This window comes from Rossellomorea sp. y25, assembly GCF_038049935.1.
GTDB lineage: Bacteria > Bacillota > Bacilli > Bacillales > Bacillaceae_B > Rossellomorea.
In genome coordinates this window covers 2,296,374-2,313,483 of the sequence record NZ_CP145886.1, presented here as the reverse complement: position 1 = coordinate 2,313,483, position 17,110 = coordinate 2,296,374, and the positions used below count along the sequence as shown (strand labels likewise).

Genomic DNA, 17,110 nt, shown 5'->3' with positions numbered 1-17,110 from the left:
TGTGCATATCTAGATATAAAATTGTTCATAAAAACCTCCATAACATTTATCAATACATTCATTTTAACATAATATTCCAAACCCCCCCAAAAAAAATAAGCTACCCAACAGGATAGCTTATTTCACTTACTATAAATTTTCAAGAAACAGACGAACAACATCTGCACCACCTATGACTGTTCCTAATGTACTCCCGAGATTAGCAAGTACAATAATAAGTAAGATGCGGGTTACTTTGTTTCTCCAGAATCCTTTTACACTTAGAACATCTTCAGATAGTGAGTCAAAGTCACCGACATTCGGTCTGCGGAAATATGCTTGTACGAATCCGGCGAACCATCCAGCTGCAAGGAGTGGATTTAATGAAGTGATTGGGGCTGCAACGAAAGCCGTTAATATCGCTAATGGATGTCCTAATCCGATGGCTACACCAAGTGCAGAAAAACCACCGTTCCACAATATCCAACTGATTCCCTGTTGTATCCCTGCATCCGGATTGGAAATGAAGGTATAAGCAATCACAGCAAGAATCATGATGGGAATAGCCCAGCCGATAATCTTTGGCCATTTTGATTTAGCAGGTCGTTCGTTCAGTTTGTCTAAATCATGTTCTTTATAGATTTCCTTTGTGATACCAGGAACATGAGCTGCCCCTAACACGGCAACAACTTTTTCTCCAGGAGCATCTTTTATTTTCTGAGCAAGGTATTGATCACGCTCATCGATTAATGGCGTTTTCAATTTAGGAAACACCTGGGTAAATTCATTTAGCATCGAATCAAGCATATCTTGAGATTTGATTTTCTCGAGTTCTTCTTCTGTAATGGTATCGTTACTGAAGATGCTGTATATGATTTGGGTCATAAGCTTAGCCTTGCCACTGAATCCTACGCTATTCCATATACGGGAAAATGTGATTTGAATATTTCGGTCAGCTAATACAAGCTCGGCGCCGGTTTCTTTCGCTGATTCGATTCCCTGAATCATTTCCTGACCGGGCTTGATCCCGAATTGCTTGGCCATCCGTCTCTGAAATGATCCGATTGCAAGGTTCATAAGAAGCAAAGTTGCTTTTTTGTCTTTAATGACTTGAAAGATGTCTGTGTCTTTCCATTTGTCTCCCTCAACGATTGACTGATACCTCGGTTCATCCAGTTCTACACAAACCGTGTCGGGCTGCTCTGATTCAATTACTTCTTTTACCTGTTCTGCGCTCAAACGCGATACGTGAGCCGTTCCGATGAGAATATATTCTTTCCCATCCATATGTATTCTCGTAATATTCTTTTCGTTTTCTGTCGACATAGGATACCTTCCTTTAATTCCGTTGACTTGCGTATAAATTGAATATACCTCATTATGATAAACTAGTTTTGGCAAAATTTAAATAAATTCTATTTAGATTCGAGAAAGTTATTGATTGTTGAGGTATTTTTATACCATTTGTATGGATTAAAGCTGGAAATTTGGTGTGTTGATATTTATTCGTTCGATTTAACGGCGCTATTTCAATTTTATCGGCGAAATCTCAAATATAACGGCGAAATCCTTGTTTTATCGGCGAAATATAAGATATAACGGCGAATTCATTATAAAGGACTTCAAATGTTTCTATTATGAAAAAATCCCATCTAATAGATAGATGAGATCCCTAATTTAATATCAATACCCACTCCTTTTCTCAAACACAGCCTCACTCACAATATCATACATTTTTTCAACACCTTTAGCAGAAGCTTCAAATTGATAGGAGTTTTCAATGTCAATCCCAATATTCAAGGCTTCTTCCGTAGCATCGATGGTGGCTCCAAGAAAAATGAACTCCCAATTGTATCGTTCCTGTTGATGATTAATGAGGTCCTTCACCGTATTGGCCGAAAACTCAACGCTCGCATTTTCCATACCATCGGTTGTGATAACGAAAATGACTTTACCCGGTCGATCAACTTCTTCAAGATTGGATAAGCGATGACCTACTTCGAGAATCGTTTTTCCGATAGCATCCATCAGAGCAGTGCTCCCCCTAACATAATATTCCTCTTGTGTGAGCCTTACCTTATCACCCTCCATTCCACTCCATAATTGCTCAACCTTATCATCAAAAAGAACGGTAGTAACGAGGGTTTGACCCGGTAATTGACTCTGCTTTTCAATAAAAGAGTTATATCCTCCAATCGTATCACTTTCAAGGCCACTCATTGATCCGCTTCTGTCTAACAGGAATATAATTTCAGTAGAGTCAGTATTCATTTTTTTCCATCCTCTCTTATTGTTTCTGATATAATCATAAACACGAATAGTAAGAAATGGGTCGCCTCGTAAGCGACATTTTGGAGGTGAACGGATGCTTAATGAAAAGATTTTGCAGGAACTTCATGATTTCGTGGAAACAAATAGAAAAATACGGATATATGATATACAAAAAGAAGAACACTTCTTAAGTGATAAGATTTATTCCAGTGAGCTGGAAGATTTTATTGAGCTGCATCAATCAACGTCTTTTTCAGAGAGGTTGTTTCAGCACATCGATGGCAAGGGTCAGACAGATGCTTCCATCTACAAAAAAGCAGGAGTCGACCGCAAGCACTTTTCGAAAATCAGATCGATCCCTGATTACAAGCCGAGTAAACGGACAGTGGTAGCCCTGTGTCTCTCTCTTGAACTGTCGGAGGAAGAAACATTTGATATGTTGAGTGCCGCCGGTTTCCCCCTTTCAGACAGCGACCGATTCGATCTCGTGATTCAGTTTTGTTTAGAGAAGAAAATCTATGACATCGATGACGTGAATCAGGCACTGTATTCCCTTAAGTTAAAACCACTATAAAAAAGTAGAGTGCTAGAAAAGGCACTCTACTTCTACTAATATTTCTTTTCGATTTTTTCTTGTAATGTTTCGATTTTTTCTGGAAGAACAAATAAGTATTCAATGAGGCCTTCTAATAATTCCATCAATAAGACGGCTGTTTCATCGTCAATTTCTCTCTCCAATTCAAGCATTTCATAAAAGGGAGAGTTTGGATGAACAAGGTGACTCAGCGCCTGGATTGGCTTTGTAAGGTCGACATTTTTGGGTAACTGATCGAATTGTTCCGATAAGGATTGCCCGTTTACTTTGTCCCCATTAAAATTCTTCAGAACACTCTCGAGGACACGCTTAGACATGACGGCTGTAGCAGAGTTATCCTTCGACTGGCTGACATTTAATGCGGATCGAAATGATCGGACGAGGTCTTGTGGAATGCGTTTGTTTCCTTGAATCTGATCCAACGGTCCGTTCGTTGCCAGGGGATCATAAATATAAAGGCCAGCTTCCTCTCTCCGATTGAGCGAGTCATCATTAAGCATAATAACGAATAGAGCAGGTTTCTTACATTCTGAACAATTTGCATCTGCAAACAATCCTGTTTTGTTCACTTGATAAAAATTGGCCTTCAGAAGAAATTCACTTGTCTTAGAACAGCTTGGACATTGACTTTTGACTTTCTTAGGAACTTTTTGGTAACCATACTGAATATGAGACAGTACAGAACCTGGTAATATTTCTCTCATTTGAACCTCCTAAAAAACGCGCCTTATGCATTTTAACTATTCGGAAAATTTAAGATAAATATAAAAACGCTTTCCTTATATCAAAATTATACCTTTGCTAGAAATGATTACAAGGTTTAATATTTGGAAAATAGGATTTGTGAAATTGGGACTATGGAGAGTTTATAAGTAGTAACAGAAATGGAAAATGTTTATTTTTTTAATTCTCCAATTGTTTTTCCTACTTGACTTACGATGGATTCAAGCAGATCTTTAGTAGATATATCCCTGCTAAGCCTTGGGCTTTGTCCAGACCACAAGGACATGAATTCTGGATTTCCTTGTTTCCCAGCTTCCTTTCTCATTTTTTTCGTTAACGCATTTTGTATGGGGTACGGAGGTAATAGGCTCTCGAATTCCTGCATTTCCCTAGTAAATCTATTTTCAATCCCTCGAGCAGGTTTCCCGCTAAAGGCAGCTGTGATGACCGTATGGGTTTCTGATGATTCTAAAACAACCCTTTTATGAATAGCCCCAGCCCCACTCTCTTTACATGTAAGAAAAGCAGTTCCCATTTGGACTCCTTTTGCCCCTAAAGCAAGTGCTGCAATAACGCCTCTTCCATCCATAATCCCTCCTGCAGCTATCACAGGTATGCTTGCGGCATCCACAACTTGGGGAACAAGAGAAAAGGTACCGATCATTGAGTGTTCACATGAGCCTAGAAACGTGCCTCGATGCCCACCAGCTTCACTCCCTTGAGCGACAACGATGTCTACTCCGCTCTCTTCATTGATCACTGCCTCTTCAACAGTCGTCGCGGTGCCGATCACGATGGTTCCTTCCTTTTTTAACTCTAACACAAGTTCTTTAGATGGGGCGCCGAACGTGAAGCTGCAAACAGGTACCTTTTCATTGAAGATGACTTCTAGCTGCTTTTCAAAATCGATTTGCATCTCTGAAAATGAGCTGTTGTCCGTTAGGTGTAATTCCTTTTTAAAAGGCTCTATTAATCTTTGGGCGTTGGTAATTTGTTCATCATTGACTATTGGTGATTCAGGTATGAATAAGTTCACCCCAAAAGGCTGATTCGTATGATCTTTTATTTCTTTGATCGCTAGTCTCATATCATCAGCGGACATATATCCTGCTCCCAAGGTTCCTAATCCTCCCGAGTTTGAGACGGCAGATACCAGATTTGTAGTAGTGACTCCACCAGCCATTCCTGCTTGGATGATGGGATAGTGAGTGCCCAGAATTTTAGAAACGCTGTTTTGATTCCACATGGTTTCCCCTCCTTATTCTTGTAATACATAAAATTGAAGCATAAATAAATTATGTCAAATTGATCCTTCATGTACAATTGATTTCTCTCTTTCTTTCTTCTATAGAAAGAGGCGGCAATGAATGCCGCCTTACAATAAATAGTGATGTTTTTTCATTAAGCAGATCTTCTTTCTAACCCATGCAAACAAGCAGTTAGCAGCACGGCTCCTAAAACCATGATGCTTCCGATCCATGGAGTGTGGATGAGCCCGATCCCGTCTACAATAATTCCACCCACGAATAGCTCTGAGCGCTTTTTAGTCTTTTTTAAATGAAGTAAACTTTAACACAATTTTCATGAATTCCTCATAGGAGGTGAAATGCTTGTTCCAGGAGTTATACCATTTTCGAATCGTTTCAAGTAACCAAAATGGAACGGCTTTTCCGTCTATGAGGTTGTAATGATCCTCATATGCTTTCTTTAGATGCTCCCATCTGAAATCATTTCCAGGGAGGACGTACTCTGACACATCTATAATTTTCGCTCTTCCATTTTGAAGCAATATATTCTTTAAATGGATATCACGGGGATTCAAACCTTGATCACGAACATATTTTCTAGCATCCTCCACGTCTTGAACTGCTTGTTCTGGAATATGAATTCCTTGGAGCAGACAATCGAATAAAGTTGGCCCTTGTTCGTAACTTAGAACGAGAAACTTGTCATAAGCTGCATAGCATGTTGAGAAGTATGGGGAACCTCCAATTGCATTATACACTTTTTCTTCTATTTTAATTTTCGATCCTTTATCCTCGGCGTACAGTTTAAATGCATAATCTGGAGCATAGATGGATTGAAAGACCGCTGCATCCGTCCCGACACCGATGCATCTTAGACTATCATCGCCACCGTGGATCGTGACAGGTTCATTATTAAGATTGGAAGATACGGTAACTTGAGATAGAGATGGTATGGCTGCTTCCCATATATTATCCATATGTTCTCCCTTCGTTAAGTTGAACTCTATTAAAGGTATGATTGGAATCGATACCTTATTCAGAATAATATAGCACCTACTAAGCCATGATATCAATTTTGCACCTTCATAATTTGCTAGAAATTTTAGACAGCTGTATGTAATGACAGAGATTCATCATTACAGTTAACTTTTGTTAGAAGCTTGTAGGTGGCCAAAATCACGCCTCCCATACATTACATTAACCTACTTTCGCAGCATCAGCCTGTTGTTTCAACTCCACACCTTCTTTTCTTCTATCCAATTCAGGTGAAATGATCTTTAATATGAGTGTCCCGACAAGACCGATTGCAAGGATGATTCCCGCCATGATGCTTGATGGTAGTATTGCACCAAGCGTGACCGTCACAGAGGCAATCAGCATGGATAAGTTAAACTTCAATCCATTGAAGGCCATATAAGAACTACGGGCATCGTCAGGTGGAATGGCAGCCATATAAGATTGTTCGACAGGCACTCGGAATACTTCTCCAATCGTTAGAATGCTCATCATCAGGAACAGGATAAATAAATTATTGGAATAAGCGAGAGAAGCATACCCAACCGTGAATAGGAAGCAGCTCCAAACTAAAACAGTTTTGTCTTGTAACGAGTGTGGGATCCTTGTCACAAACAACATGAGAATTACGACTAGAATCGTATTTTCACTTCTGAGAATTCCCATCGTCTGTACTCCGTCAATTTGCCATAAAAGGAATTGTTGAGAGGGCATTTCTTCGGTTAATCGAATTCCGATATAATTGGTTAGCTGGAACTCCATTGATAGAATAAGAATGCCTGCGATCGTAAAGAGGACAAATAGCTTGTCATGCATTACTTTCCCGTAGTTTGATATTAATTGCTTAACGTGTTGGGAAGGTGTCAGCTCAGAATTCACTGGTGCATAGCTTTCACTAATAAAGAAGGCAACCAATGAAGCGGTTATGGCAGCAGATGCTACACTTAGGGCAAGGAACAGCTCGAACAGGTAATCTTTAAATAAGAAGGCACCAATGATTCCACCGATCGCGATGGACAGGTTATTTGCCCAATACGTAATCGAATACATCAGCTTTCGTTGAGGGGGTGTACTTACATCAATCATCATTGCCTGATTAGCTGGTCCAGCGAGTCCCCAACAAATGCTGTTAATCGTCATCATGCTAAAGGTGATCGGTGCAGATTCAAACCATGGAGAATTACAAACCATCATGGTTAGAAAGGCTAGAAACCTGAGTGTCTCTGCAAATAACATGATCTTCTTCCGACCAAATTGATCTGCAAAGTACCCTCCAAGAAAATTGATTCCTATTCCAACAAACACGTTGATCAGAAGTAGAAGCCCGGCCACCTTCGCTCCAAAGTGAACAGCTAAGTAGATGGACATAAACGGGAAAATCATACTCCCAATAAAACGGCTCATAAATGTTTCAATTATGCGTATTTTTATATTTTTATGGAAATCTCTAAATCTCATACTATTCCTTCTCTCTGTCTATTACACATCTAGTTACTTTATTTATCTAAAAGCTCTGTTAATAAAGTAATTTTCACTCCAAGTGCTTCAAATATGGATCGACAAGTGATGTCACTTACTTTTCCCTTTCCTCCTTCAAGTCTTTTAATCGTTTGAGCACACACGTTTGCTTTCTGAGCTAATTCTTCTTGTGTTAATTGAGATTTCACACGCAGAATGTGAACGATTTCACCCATATGTAATTTGCCAGTATGAGAGTCATCTCTTACAAAACAATTATTTATGGAGTTACACAGTTTCTTTATGTCCTTCATAAGTTGAACCCTCCAACATTTGGTAAAATTATATTTACTAAATATAAAGAAATTTCTACATATTTTCAAGGGAAATCGTATACTTTTCTTATTTTCAATATACGGTTATATCGGAAAGTCTTCATGGTAAGATCGGTTGAAAGTCAAGTACGACTTTTGGATGAGGTGAGTATTATTGAGTTACAGAGAAGAATATATACGTATTAAAAAAAATAGAAGGGAAAATGAGCCTGGGATAAAACTAAAATCCCACGATGTAAAGACGAACAACCATGCCTGCTAGATAGCAGGCATGGTTGTTCGGGTTTTACTTAGACTAAAACACTTTTGTCCCAGCCTCATTCTCCCATTTTAATATCTTTTATGAAATTAATGCCAGCTAACCGAAATTCAATTGCTTATATCCATAACTTGTACATAGCATATTATCGTGAATCTTAATAGAAAAATTGATATTATCCTTCTTCAAAAAATTGATATTCTTCCTTGGATACGTATTTTGTTAAAAGTTTTAAGAAAGTATTATATGAAGTTGGTAATGATTCTGCTGAGACTAAACCGACGACTGCTATTTCCCTGCTTACTCCTGGGAATTCTTCGACTTCTAATTCAACAATAGTATCGGATTTTGAGATTATGTCTTCTGTTAATAAAGCAACCCCTATTCCATTTTCCAAAAAATCCAATGCGGTTAAAGGCGGTAGTTCGATATAGTCTGTTCCAGGTTGCAACTGTGCTTTTGGCCAATGAATGCTTTCGTGATTCCAATCAACCACAATAAAAGGCTTACTACCCAGGAATACATCTATAATAGAGAGAGTTTTATTCTTCATCATATTAACTAGCGGATGAGCGTAATGAGCTGCAAGTTTTAGAGGTGCCCGCCAAATCCAATATTTATTCAAGTCTGTATTAAAGTATGGATGTGTTATAAATCCCATCTTAACGGAACCGTCATAAAGCATTTCAATGATTTGTTGGTTATGTCCAGTGTGGATTTCAACTGAAATATCAGGAAATTATGCATGTGCTTTCTGTATAAATGAAGAAAATATACCTGTCGTGAAGGTTGGAAGAGTCCCTATCATTACGTGCCCTACCTTTCCATCTCGAATAGACTGTACTCTTTCCACCCCTTTTTGAAGAGATTCTAACGCTTGTCTAGCATAAGGTAGAAATCCTTTTCCTAATTCACTTAATTCAACCGTTCTTCCAACTCGAGTGAAAAGCGGGCCCCCTACTTTCTTCTCTAAGCCCTGTATTCTTAGTGTGATAGTCGGTTGAGAAAGATCGAGATACCGCGCAGCCTTGCTGATACTTCCGAGCCTTACCACATGATCGAATGCCTGTAATTGATTAAGGTCCATCTTTTCACCTCATATAAGAATTACTAATACTAAATATAACTTATATTGTATTGTGTAATAAATGAATCGGACATTATAATTTAGTTACTCATATAAAAGGAGGAACACATTTGATGAAAAAACGACTAATTGCTCTGGTTGATGAACAATATAGAACACCGAAGGGTTTACTCGGAGTTTATTTTGGTGAAAAAATGGTTCATCAACATAGAATTGAGACATTGTGGACGTTGGAATTGCTTAAATTGAAGGATAACGATTGTGTATTGGAACTTGGCTGTGGTGCTGGATATGCCGTGAATAAGGCATTAAGGGATTCAAACGTTAACAAAGTAGTCGGTTTTGATTTATCCCAGACCGCACTTGCATCCGCAAGATTTCGAAATAGAGTAAACATAAACAATAGTCGTGCAGAATTTGTGTTTGGAAATGTTAAAAGTCTTCCTTTTCAAGACTTGATGTATTCCAAGGTCTATAGCATTCAATCAGTTTACTTTTGGGACTCTTTCCAAGACTCAATCAATGAAATATATCGAGTGTTGAAACCAGGAGGTTCCTTGATCATTACTTTAAGTGACGGTAAAAACGGTATACCTTGGACGAATATTCAAAGAATGATATTAGAAGAACTTATCCCTATTATGAAAGTCAGGGGATTTAAAAATATTGATTTATTAGAAGGACCCCTTTCCAGAGGGTATAATACCGTTGCAATTGTGGCGAATAAACAAATTTAATTTAGAAACCATTTACCAAAATGACGTCTATTCCTATGAGGGACGGACCTATTGCATGGATGATTTTCGCTTCTTCTTGTATATATAAGGTTTTCCAATTTGGGTTGTATGGAGTTAATTGGACGGATGATTTCACCTTCTATTGTTATTTAGATGATCAATATATTCCGGCAACTCCATCAAATCATCAATCACCCCATCTGCTGATTCCGCATGGCTTAAGTGAGGGTCTTTCTTCCAGATACCTTTCATCCCCACCTTTTGAGCACCATACACATCATATTCAGGGTGATCCCCGATAAAGATGCATTCATGAGGTTTTAAATTCAACCTTACTAATGCCCGCTTAAAAATTTTTGGGTCAGGCTTTTTCAAGCCTTCCCATTCTGAAACAAGAATTTCGTCAAAGTAAGCTTTTATTTCAAGAGCTAGGATGTTGTCCATTTGAAACTGACCAAAGCCATTTGTGATCATTCCGAGTTTGATATTTTTCTTTTTTAATTCATCCAACATATTATGTAAATGTGGAAAAGGTACACAGCTATGCTTAAATTCACTGATGTAATCCTCAAGCAGTCCTTCCCAGGTTAATTCAGGGATGGTGAATTCCTCGATAAGCCGCTTGTACACCTCATCTTTCCAGACGTATCCGCGCTTGTCTAATTCAATGAATCTGGTTATGTACGATTCTTTCGGGATATGTCTTAGCCATTTATCCAGGCGTTCATATTGGTTACTGATGAATTCATATACAGAGGCGTCTCTGTTCAGCAGGGTTCCGTCCAGATCGAAGATGGCCGCTTGGATCATGATGGGGTATCCTCCATTCCTATCGTCTTATTCAATATAGGTTATATTTCCTCAAAGAGGTAGCAGATTCGTCCAAAGAAAGGGGTTATTACGTCATCTCAGCTATTTTTTTGGTAATTAATGATTTCGTGGCGCCGATTCCTTCCTTAAACTATATATTTTAGGCTTACCTGTTCATTTATCAGCGAAAATCGATTTTTATCAGCGATATTTTCAATATATTTGCGAAATCCCGATTTTATCAGCGGAAATTCAAATATATCAGCGAATTGACACTATTCCAGTATCTTATGCATAATAAACATCTCCCCATTCCTGCCTATCACTCTTATCCCTGTATCATGAAATCCTGCTTTTTTATATACATGCTGAGCCTGAACATTCTGATGATTGACAGCTAATATTATTTCTTTTTTGTTAAGGAAGTGTTGATTTATGAAAGGATCAAGTGCTTTTAGTGATTCAGAAGCAATCCCTTTGCCTTGAAATTTCGGGTTAATTGAATAAGCTCTGATTAAGATGGCATCCTGGTTATCCCAGTATGCTTTAACTCCATCCCAACCATGGAGCACAAAGAAACCAGCAGGTTCCCCCTTATAAAGAATAACGATCGGGTATCTTTCTGTTTCTTCATTGCACTTAGCAATTGCAGGTAACGGCAACGAAGTGTATTGAAGCTGTTCTTCAGATAGGTGATAGTCTGTTAATCGAATATGATGATTTTCATTGTAGAATTCAAGTGAGACAAGATTTTTGATGATCATCATGGTCTCCCTCTTTCGTTTGGATACAGTAACGACTGATCATTTAATGGGTGAGTAAATCCATGCTCAGAGTTTGTCATCAAGAGCATGATTCTTTAGTTGATATCTCCAAGATATATTAATGAATTTTGATCGTTACCAAGATAGTCAATGATCCTTTTAGGGTACAACCTATACTGCATCAGCTCATTCAAATCAATCCATTCGACACCCACTTGATGGCTATCGGGATTTGTTGGAATCGGATCCTTTTCTTCTGAATTCATTAAGGTACACTTAAAATAAAATTCCATTTGATGAACATCATAGTCAAATGAAGCATGCTCATGGTTCTTGCCGATATACTCCCGAATATGTACGAGTTCTCCTATCTCCACTTCACTTCCAATCTCCTCGATACATTCTCTCTTTAAAGCTTCATGAAGCGTTTCACCGTGTTCCTGCCCACCTCCTGGAAAGAGATAAAAGAATTCATTTTCGTCTTTGTTTTTGGTTAGCAGGATTTTGTTATCTTTCATGATGATCGCTTTTGCAGAATTTCGAATCGGCATGGACTATTTTCCCTTCTATTTGTCATAGTTTCTCATATGTATAAAACATCGTTAATAAACGATGGAATATAGTGATTGGTATCTTGTCGGGAGATTATACCATGAACCTCCCGACCTATTAAACGTATTCCTACTTACAAACCATCAGCAAATTCCCATCAGGATCTTTAAACACGAAGTACTGATTATTTTCAATAGCCGTTACCAATTCCACACCGTTGTCTTTCATAAATTGATACGATTCATGAATATCGTCCGTAGCAAATTGAATGGCCGGGAAATTCAGCCTTGGAAGTTTACCAGTTTCGTCTCTCCACATGGGCATGGTGTCAAGGATCATACCAGCCCCATCCATATCGGCTACAAATAGATGATCGAAATGTTCTTTTCCCTCATCAATTCCGAGCATTTTGGAGTACCATTCTTTAGACTTTTCTATATTACTTACAGGAATAAACACCAATTTCACTTTGTTCTTTATAGGGCTTTTTATCATAGTGATTCCCTCCATTTCTGTTACATTACTAGAATAAATTTCAATATGTACAGGCACAAATCCTGCTTGCGTCCAGGATTTTTCCTCATGGGGGAAGATATATCCGTTTTTATAAAGAGTTCCTTAAAAAATATTGCTAGAAAGGATGATTTCTTTGATAGATCACAGTATTCTTGAAAATACGGTCCACTCACTATGTGAGAAACACCAGCTTCCCGGCATGTCAGTTTGTTTGACTGATTCAACTGGTGAGGACCATTTAATAGCAGTTGGAGTTCGACAATCCGAGTCATATTTACAGTTGGAGCCTGATGATCACCAACGTGTGGGAAGCATTACAAAAATTTTTATCAGCACGCTTATTTTGAAACTACAGGAAAATAGACAACTCTCACTTGACCAAACGGTGGAATCCATCTTACCAGGTACCCTCGCCCATGGCAGTCGAATAACCGTACGTCATTTGCTTCAACATAGAAGTGGTTTAAAGGATTACATCTGGGTGGATGTTGCAGGAACGAAATCTATCCAACATGCCGTTTCCAGTCTTCAAGATATCTTTCCACCTCGAAGTCTCGTTAGACTGATTGCCAACCATGATCTCGAAGTTGAACCCGGCACTGAATATCACTACTCCAATACAGGATATATCGTGCTTGGTATGATTGTGGAAAAATTATCAGGGAAGTCAATTGAAGACGTAATCGATCAATGGATTATCCAACCGCTTCAACTAAAAAGGACGTATTTTCCTCTAACGAATGAACTAAGACATCCATTTGCGACTGGTCATTCTAAAGCAACTCCAGATATGACAGAGCTTTCTGAAGAAGTGACAGAAATAAATAAACTCAATATATCCATCACTTGGACTGCAGGAGCTCTTGTTTCTACCCCTTTTGAAATACAAACGTTTATGAAGGCTGTTCTCAATGGCACGCTTTTATCAGAGGAATCTAGGAAAGAGATGCTGCATTTTCACGAAACCGATGATACGATGCAATCCTATGGACTCGGGTTGCAACAATTTACATTTGCTAATGGGGTACAAGCAGTTGGTCATCAGGGTGTAATTCATGGATACGAATCAGTGACACTCTATTATCCTGATCATGAAGTGCTTTTGACCGTAATCGTAAATCAGATGCCAGTTGGGGTTGTTTCGATTGCGGGTCAGTTGTATCGAGAAGTTTTTGAGTGTGATAAATAAATTTCCAATTTAATTAAAGAAAAACGCCCAGAGGATTATCTGAGCGTTTTTTTGAGGGCTGAATCAAGATGGCTCAGCCATTTTTCTCCCGGATTTGCATCCGGATATTTTCTAATTCTTCAAGAGTCAACTTGTTTAGAGACTTTTTTATTTCGTCTTCAATCTGTTTTTTGTTTTTCTCCTTGTAATGTTCCCACCAGTCACGAAGATCTTCCGTATTTGTCAGGAGGTATTCAATGTCAATTTCCTCAATCTCGTCATCGGATAAATAGTTCAGTACAGCTGCCAGCATCCGTTCAAGTCTATCGACATTTTCTTTTTCCTGTATCTGTTCTTCCGTTTTCTCAGTTGAGGAAGCACTTTTGCGTGGCATTGTATCCCCCCTTAAGGGTTTTATTGATTCTAGTATTGCCTAAGAAGTGTATGAGGTAAACGTGAAAGTTCGTCCGTGATCACGAATCTTTTCCAAATAAACTCATCATTTTTTCATTCCATATGTAAGTTACCTGCATCTGCCTTCACCTGTTGATTAACCCGTATCAATCTACATTTCCATAACAAACTTGGAGAAAATAGGATGTTTCCTAAAGTGAAAATAGTTTTTGACCTACCAGTTTCTGTACGTTCATCACGGTGAAACGGCTATCTTTCTCTTTTGTCCGCCCCCCTTTTCCTTTGTAAGGTTAACCTACCTAGGAATTCATAGAGAGGCGCGTCGATCAGAAGGAAACTGTAATGGAACCATTTGAAGAGCTTCATGCAAAATATGATTTAATGATTCATAAATTGATTCATTCTTTGCACATATACAAAAATAAGTCTGAATATTATCAAACCGGACTCATAGCTCTTTGGGAGGCCCATGAAAATTTTGATCCTGAAAAGGGTGCCTTCCCAGCTTATGCTTATTCATTTGTACGCGGAAGATTATTATCTCAATTAACCAGTGAATATCGGAATGAAGAGAAAAGTATTTTCAAAGAGGCGGACTTTTTTGAGATTATCGAGGATGAGCAAGCGAATGTTCAGCTGGCCCATGAAGTGCTTCTCTCCTACTGTCATGGTTTAACTGAAAATCAGAGAAAATGGGTGTTGTATACATGTATGCATATGTTGACCGTTAGTGAAATTGCCAAGGCAGAAAATGTATCGATTTCCGCTGTAAAAAAGTGGCGAAAGGGAGCGAAGGAGAAGATTCAGGGAATGCTGGATATAAAAGATTACTAAAGATTAAACGATTGTACTTTTTTTGGGTAATGAAGAAAGGCCACTTTTCTAAACTTGGCCTTTCCAAAATGTTTTATTTAGATTTTCAAATCCTTCACAACAGCCATTTCCCTGCCAAATCTATCTCCTTGGTCAATAAATCCCAGACTGGCATATAATCGATGGGCACCTTTATTATCAGGGTGATACCCCACAACAATCTTAGTTGCATCAAGGGTTTTAGTCATTTCAGCCATCATCAGGATAGTTGCCGCCTTACCGATTCCCATCCCTTGATAGTTTTTATCCACCATGATTCTGTAAACCCAGTGAGCATCGAGTTCTTCTGGTACTGAGTTGTACATTAAAAATCCAACCACTTGATGATCAAAACAGATGGCAAATGGTTTTAAGGTATGCTCGAATTTTGATTGTGCAATTGATACCGCATTTGACTCGATGAAAGCCTGCTGATCCTCACATATTTCTAACTGACAGCAATCGTACCAATTATCTGTGTTTAATTCTACTATTTTAACACTGTTTGTATTCATTCATTTTCCCCTTCCAATATGCGGGGAGCAAGCCTGTTAATTAGGCGACATCCCCATGTTGTTCCACCTAAATCAGGCTTTCTGTTATTGTCATATTGAAGCCCTCCTCAAACCAAGAAAGTTTTTTGGAATTTTCAGACTTGATATTATACCATTATTTTCTATATGGAAGGCAGTTTTTTTATTCTCTCACCTTCAACCCCAACAAACTTGCAAACCCAATGGCCTGCTCAGGTGAAACCTCACAACCAAACAAGTTTTCAGGTGAAACATTGATTCGTGTATATGTACAAGTACTTATATCAATTCCTTTAAGTATTGTTTGAGTAAATTCAATCTCATTCAGATCGCATAGATCAAATTTCACTTTCACAAGCTTGCAGTCTGCATAGTTTGCATGCTGCAAGGAGCTTTGAATGAACTTCACCTGTTTTAAACGTGCTTCGACAAAGTCAGTCATATTCGCAAGGCATTCATCAAAAGTGACATTCACCAGATTGGTTTCAGAAAAATCAACCCCCATTAACTTGCATTCTTTGAACGTCACTCGATGTATGATCCCCTCACGGAAGTTTGCATTTGATAGATCGCAGTTCTCAAACACGACATCGGTCATATCCACTCTTGGAAAAGACGCACCTATGAAAGACACATTTTTGAAGACAATTTTAGATAAAACGAGCTGATCGATTTCTTCTTGATCAAGCCTTGCAGTTTCTATCCTGCAATTAGATAGAAATGGATCTTCTTCATAATATACATCTTGAAAATTAGCTGATTCCAATCGAGCTGGGATTTTAGGAGCTTCCATTTTGAAATTTTTTGTCATGATTACACCTCATCTATCTCATTCGTTATAAGGAAACTATAGCATGTACAAACTTGAATGGTAGTCTTGGATTTTTGGTGTGAGTGTGTCTCGCAAAATAATATTGGAGGCAGCACTTCTCTTCATTATCATTCAAAAAGAATCCGAGCATTAAAACTTTTTATTCATTGAGTTGAAATAGATTCTTTTCATCATTCAAGTTAAAATAAATGTAAAAGATACTAGAAGAGGTGACCTATATGAAAGTAATAGAAACAAAAAGACTCATCCTCCGATGGGTAGAAATCAGAGATGCTGAATTCATTATGAAATTACTAAATGAACCTGGATGGCTGCAGTACATAGGTGACAAGGGGATTCGTACACTGGATGATGCCATGGACTATATTATGAATGGACCGAGAGCAATGTATGAGCGGGAAGGATTCGGGCTATTCTTGACGGAACACAAGGAAGAGAAGGCTCCGATTGGCTTGTGCGGGTTAATTAAACGGGAAGGTCTTGAAGATGTGGATATCGGTTTTGCATTTCTCTCACACTATCAATCACAGGGATATGCCTATGAAGCCGCGACGGGTACATTGGAATTTGCCAAGAAACTAGGTATAAAACGACTCGCAGCGATCACGACGAAGGACAATGATTCGTCTTCTAGATTGTTAGAAAAACTGGGTATGCACCATGAAGGTTACGTGACTCTTCCAAATGATACAGAAGAACTGAAAAAATATGGTTTAGACACCTAGTATTTAAGATAGAAAAATGTCACAAGGCAGTTAGTGCAACCAGGAGATCCATACACGGGTTAAGAACTTGTGTTTAATGATCGAACCAGAAGCGCTGTTGATTACTTGCATAATATTGTTAATAAAAAAAGGCCGGGACAAAAGTGTTTTAGTCTAAATAAAACCCGAACAAATCTGCTCCCTAGAAAGTGGATTTGTTCGGGTTTATTATTTATTTCGATACATTTGATTTTAGCTGT

21 protein-coding genes and 1 pseudogene are annotated in these 17,110 nt (G+C 38.4%); 5 read left to right on the top strand and 17 right to left on the bottom strand.

Annotated elements, in window-relative coordinates; translation table 11 throughout:
- Positions 1–129: 129 nt before the first annotated feature.
- Both AAEM60_RS11515 and AAEM60_RS11510 read right to left on the bottom strand, forming a co-directional pair.
- Positions 130–1,305 carry a TraB/GumN family protein gene (locus tag AAEM60_RS11515; RefSeq protein ID WP_299736909.1) on the bottom strand — a complete coding sequence of 392 codons (1,176 nt, stop codon included), beginning with the start codon at positions 1,303–1,305 and terminating at the stop codon, positions 130–132.
- A gap of 357 nt (positions 1,306–1,662) precedes the next feature.
- Entirely contained in the window at positions 1,663–2,250 is a 588-nt protein-coding gene (locus tag AAEM60_RS11510; protein ID WP_299736907.1) for a vWA domain-containing protein, read from the bottom strand.
- Between the two features lie 94 nt (positions 2,251–2,344).
- Between AAEM60_RS11510 and AAEM60_RS11505 the strand changes: the two genes are divergently transcribed.
- Positions 2,345–2,824 carry a hypothetical protein gene (locus AAEM60_RS11505; protein ID WP_341357954.1) on the top strand — a complete coding sequence of 160 codons (480 nt, stop codon included), beginning with the start codon at positions 2,345–2,347 and terminating at the stop codon, positions 2,822–2,824.
- A gap of 35 nt (positions 2,825–2,859) precedes the next feature.
- Here the strand turns inward: AAEM60_RS11505 and AAEM60_RS11500 are convergent, their stop codons facing one another.
- The 8 genes and pseudogenes from AAEM60_RS11500 to AAEM60_RS11465 form a co-directional block, all read right to left on the bottom strand.
- Positions 2,860–3,549 (bottom strand): hypothetical protein, encoded by a 690-nt coding sequence (locus tag AAEM60_RS11500; protein WP_299736904.1) that lies wholly within the window; start codon positions 3,547–3,549, stop codon positions 2,860–2,862.
- A 191-nt stretch (positions 3,550–3,740) separates the two neighbouring features.
- A complete protein-coding gene (locus AAEM60_RS11495; protein ID WP_341357953.1) occupies positions 3,741–4,814 on the bottom strand; it encodes a nitronate monooxygenase in 1,074 nt (357 codons plus the stop codon).
- 155 nt (positions 4,815–4,969) lie between these two features.
- Positions 4,970–5,095: pseudogene (locus tag AAEM60_RS11490) on the bottom strand (MFS sugar transporter); the annotation flags it as partial.
- A gap of 16 nt (positions 5,096–5,111) precedes the next feature.
- The gene (locus AAEM60_RS11485) at positions 5,112–5,792 is read right to left on the bottom strand and encodes a serine/threonine protein kinase (protein WP_299736900.1); all 681 of its coding nucleotides are present in this window, start codon (positions 5,790–5,792) and stop codon (positions 5,112–5,114) included.
- 220 nt (positions 5,793–6,012) lie between these two features.
- The gene (locus AAEM60_RS11480; protein WP_341357952.1) at positions 6,013–7,287 is read right to left on the bottom strand and encodes an MFS transporter; all 1,275 of its coding nucleotides are present in this window, start codon (positions 7,285–7,287) and stop codon (positions 6,013–6,015) included.
- Between the two features lie 38 nt (positions 7,288–7,325).
- Positions 7,326–7,601 carry a helix-turn-helix transcriptional regulator gene (locus tag AAEM60_RS11475; protein WP_299736896.1) on the bottom strand — a complete coding sequence of 92 codons (276 nt, stop codon included), beginning with the start codon at positions 7,599–7,601 and terminating at the stop codon, positions 7,326–7,328.
- 455 nt (positions 7,602–8,056) lie between these two features.
- Positions 8,057–8,611 carry a LysR family transcriptional regulator substrate-binding protein gene (locus tag AAEM60_RS11470; RefSeq protein ID WP_299739532.1) on the bottom strand — a complete coding sequence of 185 codons (555 nt, stop codon included), beginning with the start codon at positions 8,609–8,611 and terminating at the stop codon, positions 8,057–8,059.
- Between the two features lie 9 nt (positions 8,612–8,620).
- Positions 8,621–8,968, bottom strand: coding sequence for a LysR family transcriptional regulator (locus tag AAEM60_RS11465; RefSeq protein ID WP_299736894.1), 348 nt, complete (start codon positions 8,966–8,968; stop codon positions 8,621–8,623).
- A gap of 113 nt (positions 8,969–9,081) precedes the next feature.
- On the opposite strand from AAEM60_RS11465, the gene AAEM60_RS11460 reads away from it, so the two are divergent.
- Positions 9,082–9,705 carry a class I SAM-dependent methyltransferase gene (locus AAEM60_RS11460; RefSeq protein WP_341357991.1) on the top strand — a complete coding sequence of 208 codons (624 nt, stop codon included), beginning with the start codon at positions 9,082–9,084 and terminating at the stop codon, positions 9,703–9,705.
- 132 nt (positions 9,706–9,837) lie between these two features.
- Here AAEM60_RS11460 and AAEM60_RS11455 read toward each other — a convergent pair whose 3' ends face one another.
- The 4 genes from AAEM60_RS11455 to AAEM60_RS11440 all read right to left on the bottom strand — a co-directional run bounded on the left by AAEM60_RS11455 (position 9,838) and on the right by AAEM60_RS11440 (position 12,326).
- Positions 9,838–10,515, bottom strand: a complete 678-nt coding sequence (locus tag AAEM60_RS11455) for an HAD-IA family hydrolase (protein WP_299736892.1) — start codon at positions 10,513–10,515, stop codon at positions 9,838–9,840.
- Between the two features lie 275 nt (positions 10,516–10,790).
- A complete protein-coding gene (locus AAEM60_RS11450; RefSeq protein WP_341357951.1) occupies positions 10,791–11,282 on the bottom strand; it encodes a GNAT family N-acetyltransferase in 492 nt (163 codons plus the stop codon).
- A 92-nt stretch (positions 11,283–11,374) separates the two neighbouring features.
- Positions 11,375–11,830: an NUDIX domain-containing protein gene (locus tag AAEM60_RS11445; protein WP_341357950.1), complete on the bottom strand. Its 456-nt coding sequence runs from the start codon at positions 11,828–11,830 to the stop codon at positions 11,375–11,377.
- 130 nt (positions 11,831–11,960) lie between these two features.
- Positions 11,961–12,326, bottom strand: a complete 366-nt coding sequence (locus tag AAEM60_RS11440) for a VOC family protein (protein ID WP_299736884.1) — start codon at positions 12,324–12,326, stop codon at positions 11,961–11,963.
- A 154-nt stretch (positions 12,327–12,480) separates the two neighbouring features.
- On the opposite strand from AAEM60_RS11440, the gene AAEM60_RS11435 reads away from it, so the two are divergent.
- The gene (locus AAEM60_RS11435) at positions 12,481–13,536 is read left to right on the top strand and encodes a serine hydrolase domain-containing protein (protein ID WP_341357949.1); all 1,056 of its coding nucleotides are present in this window, start codon (positions 12,481–12,483) and stop codon (positions 13,534–13,536) included.
- Positions 13,537–13,609: 73 nt separating this feature from the next.
- Here AAEM60_RS11435 and AAEM60_RS11430 read toward each other — a convergent pair whose 3' ends face one another.
- A complete protein-coding gene (locus AAEM60_RS11430; protein WP_341357948.1) occupies positions 13,610–13,909 on the bottom strand; it encodes a hypothetical protein in 300 nt (99 codons plus the stop codon).
- A gap of 362 nt (positions 13,910–14,271) precedes the next feature.
- Here AAEM60_RS11430 and AAEM60_RS11425 point away from each other — a divergent pair, with 362 nt between their 5' ends.
- On the top strand, positions 14,272–14,763 hold the full coding sequence (locus AAEM60_RS11425) for a sigma-70 family RNA polymerase sigma factor (protein WP_299736878.1): 492 nt from the start codon (positions 14,272–14,274) through the stop codon (positions 14,761–14,763).
- Positions 14,764–14,840: 77 nt separating this feature from the next.
- Here AAEM60_RS11425 and AAEM60_RS11420 read toward each other — a convergent pair whose 3' ends face one another.
- Positions 14,841–15,296 (bottom strand): GNAT family N-acetyltransferase, encoded by a 456-nt coding sequence (locus AAEM60_RS11420; protein WP_341357947.1) that lies wholly within the window; start codon positions 15,294–15,296, stop codon positions 14,841–14,843.
- Positions 15,297–15,477: 181 nt separating this feature from the next.
- A complete protein-coding gene (locus AAEM60_RS11415; RefSeq protein WP_341357946.1) occupies positions 15,478–16,125 on the bottom strand; it encodes a pentapeptide repeat-containing protein in 648 nt (215 codons plus the stop codon).
- Positions 16,126–16,364: 239 nt separating this feature from the next.
- Between AAEM60_RS11415 and AAEM60_RS11410 the strand changes: the two genes are divergently transcribed.
- A complete protein-coding gene (locus AAEM60_RS11410) occupies positions 16,365–16,871 on the top strand; it encodes a GNAT family N-acetyltransferase (protein ID WP_299736872.1) in 507 nt (168 codons plus the stop codon).
- Positions 16,872–17,110 lie beyond the last annotated feature (239 nt).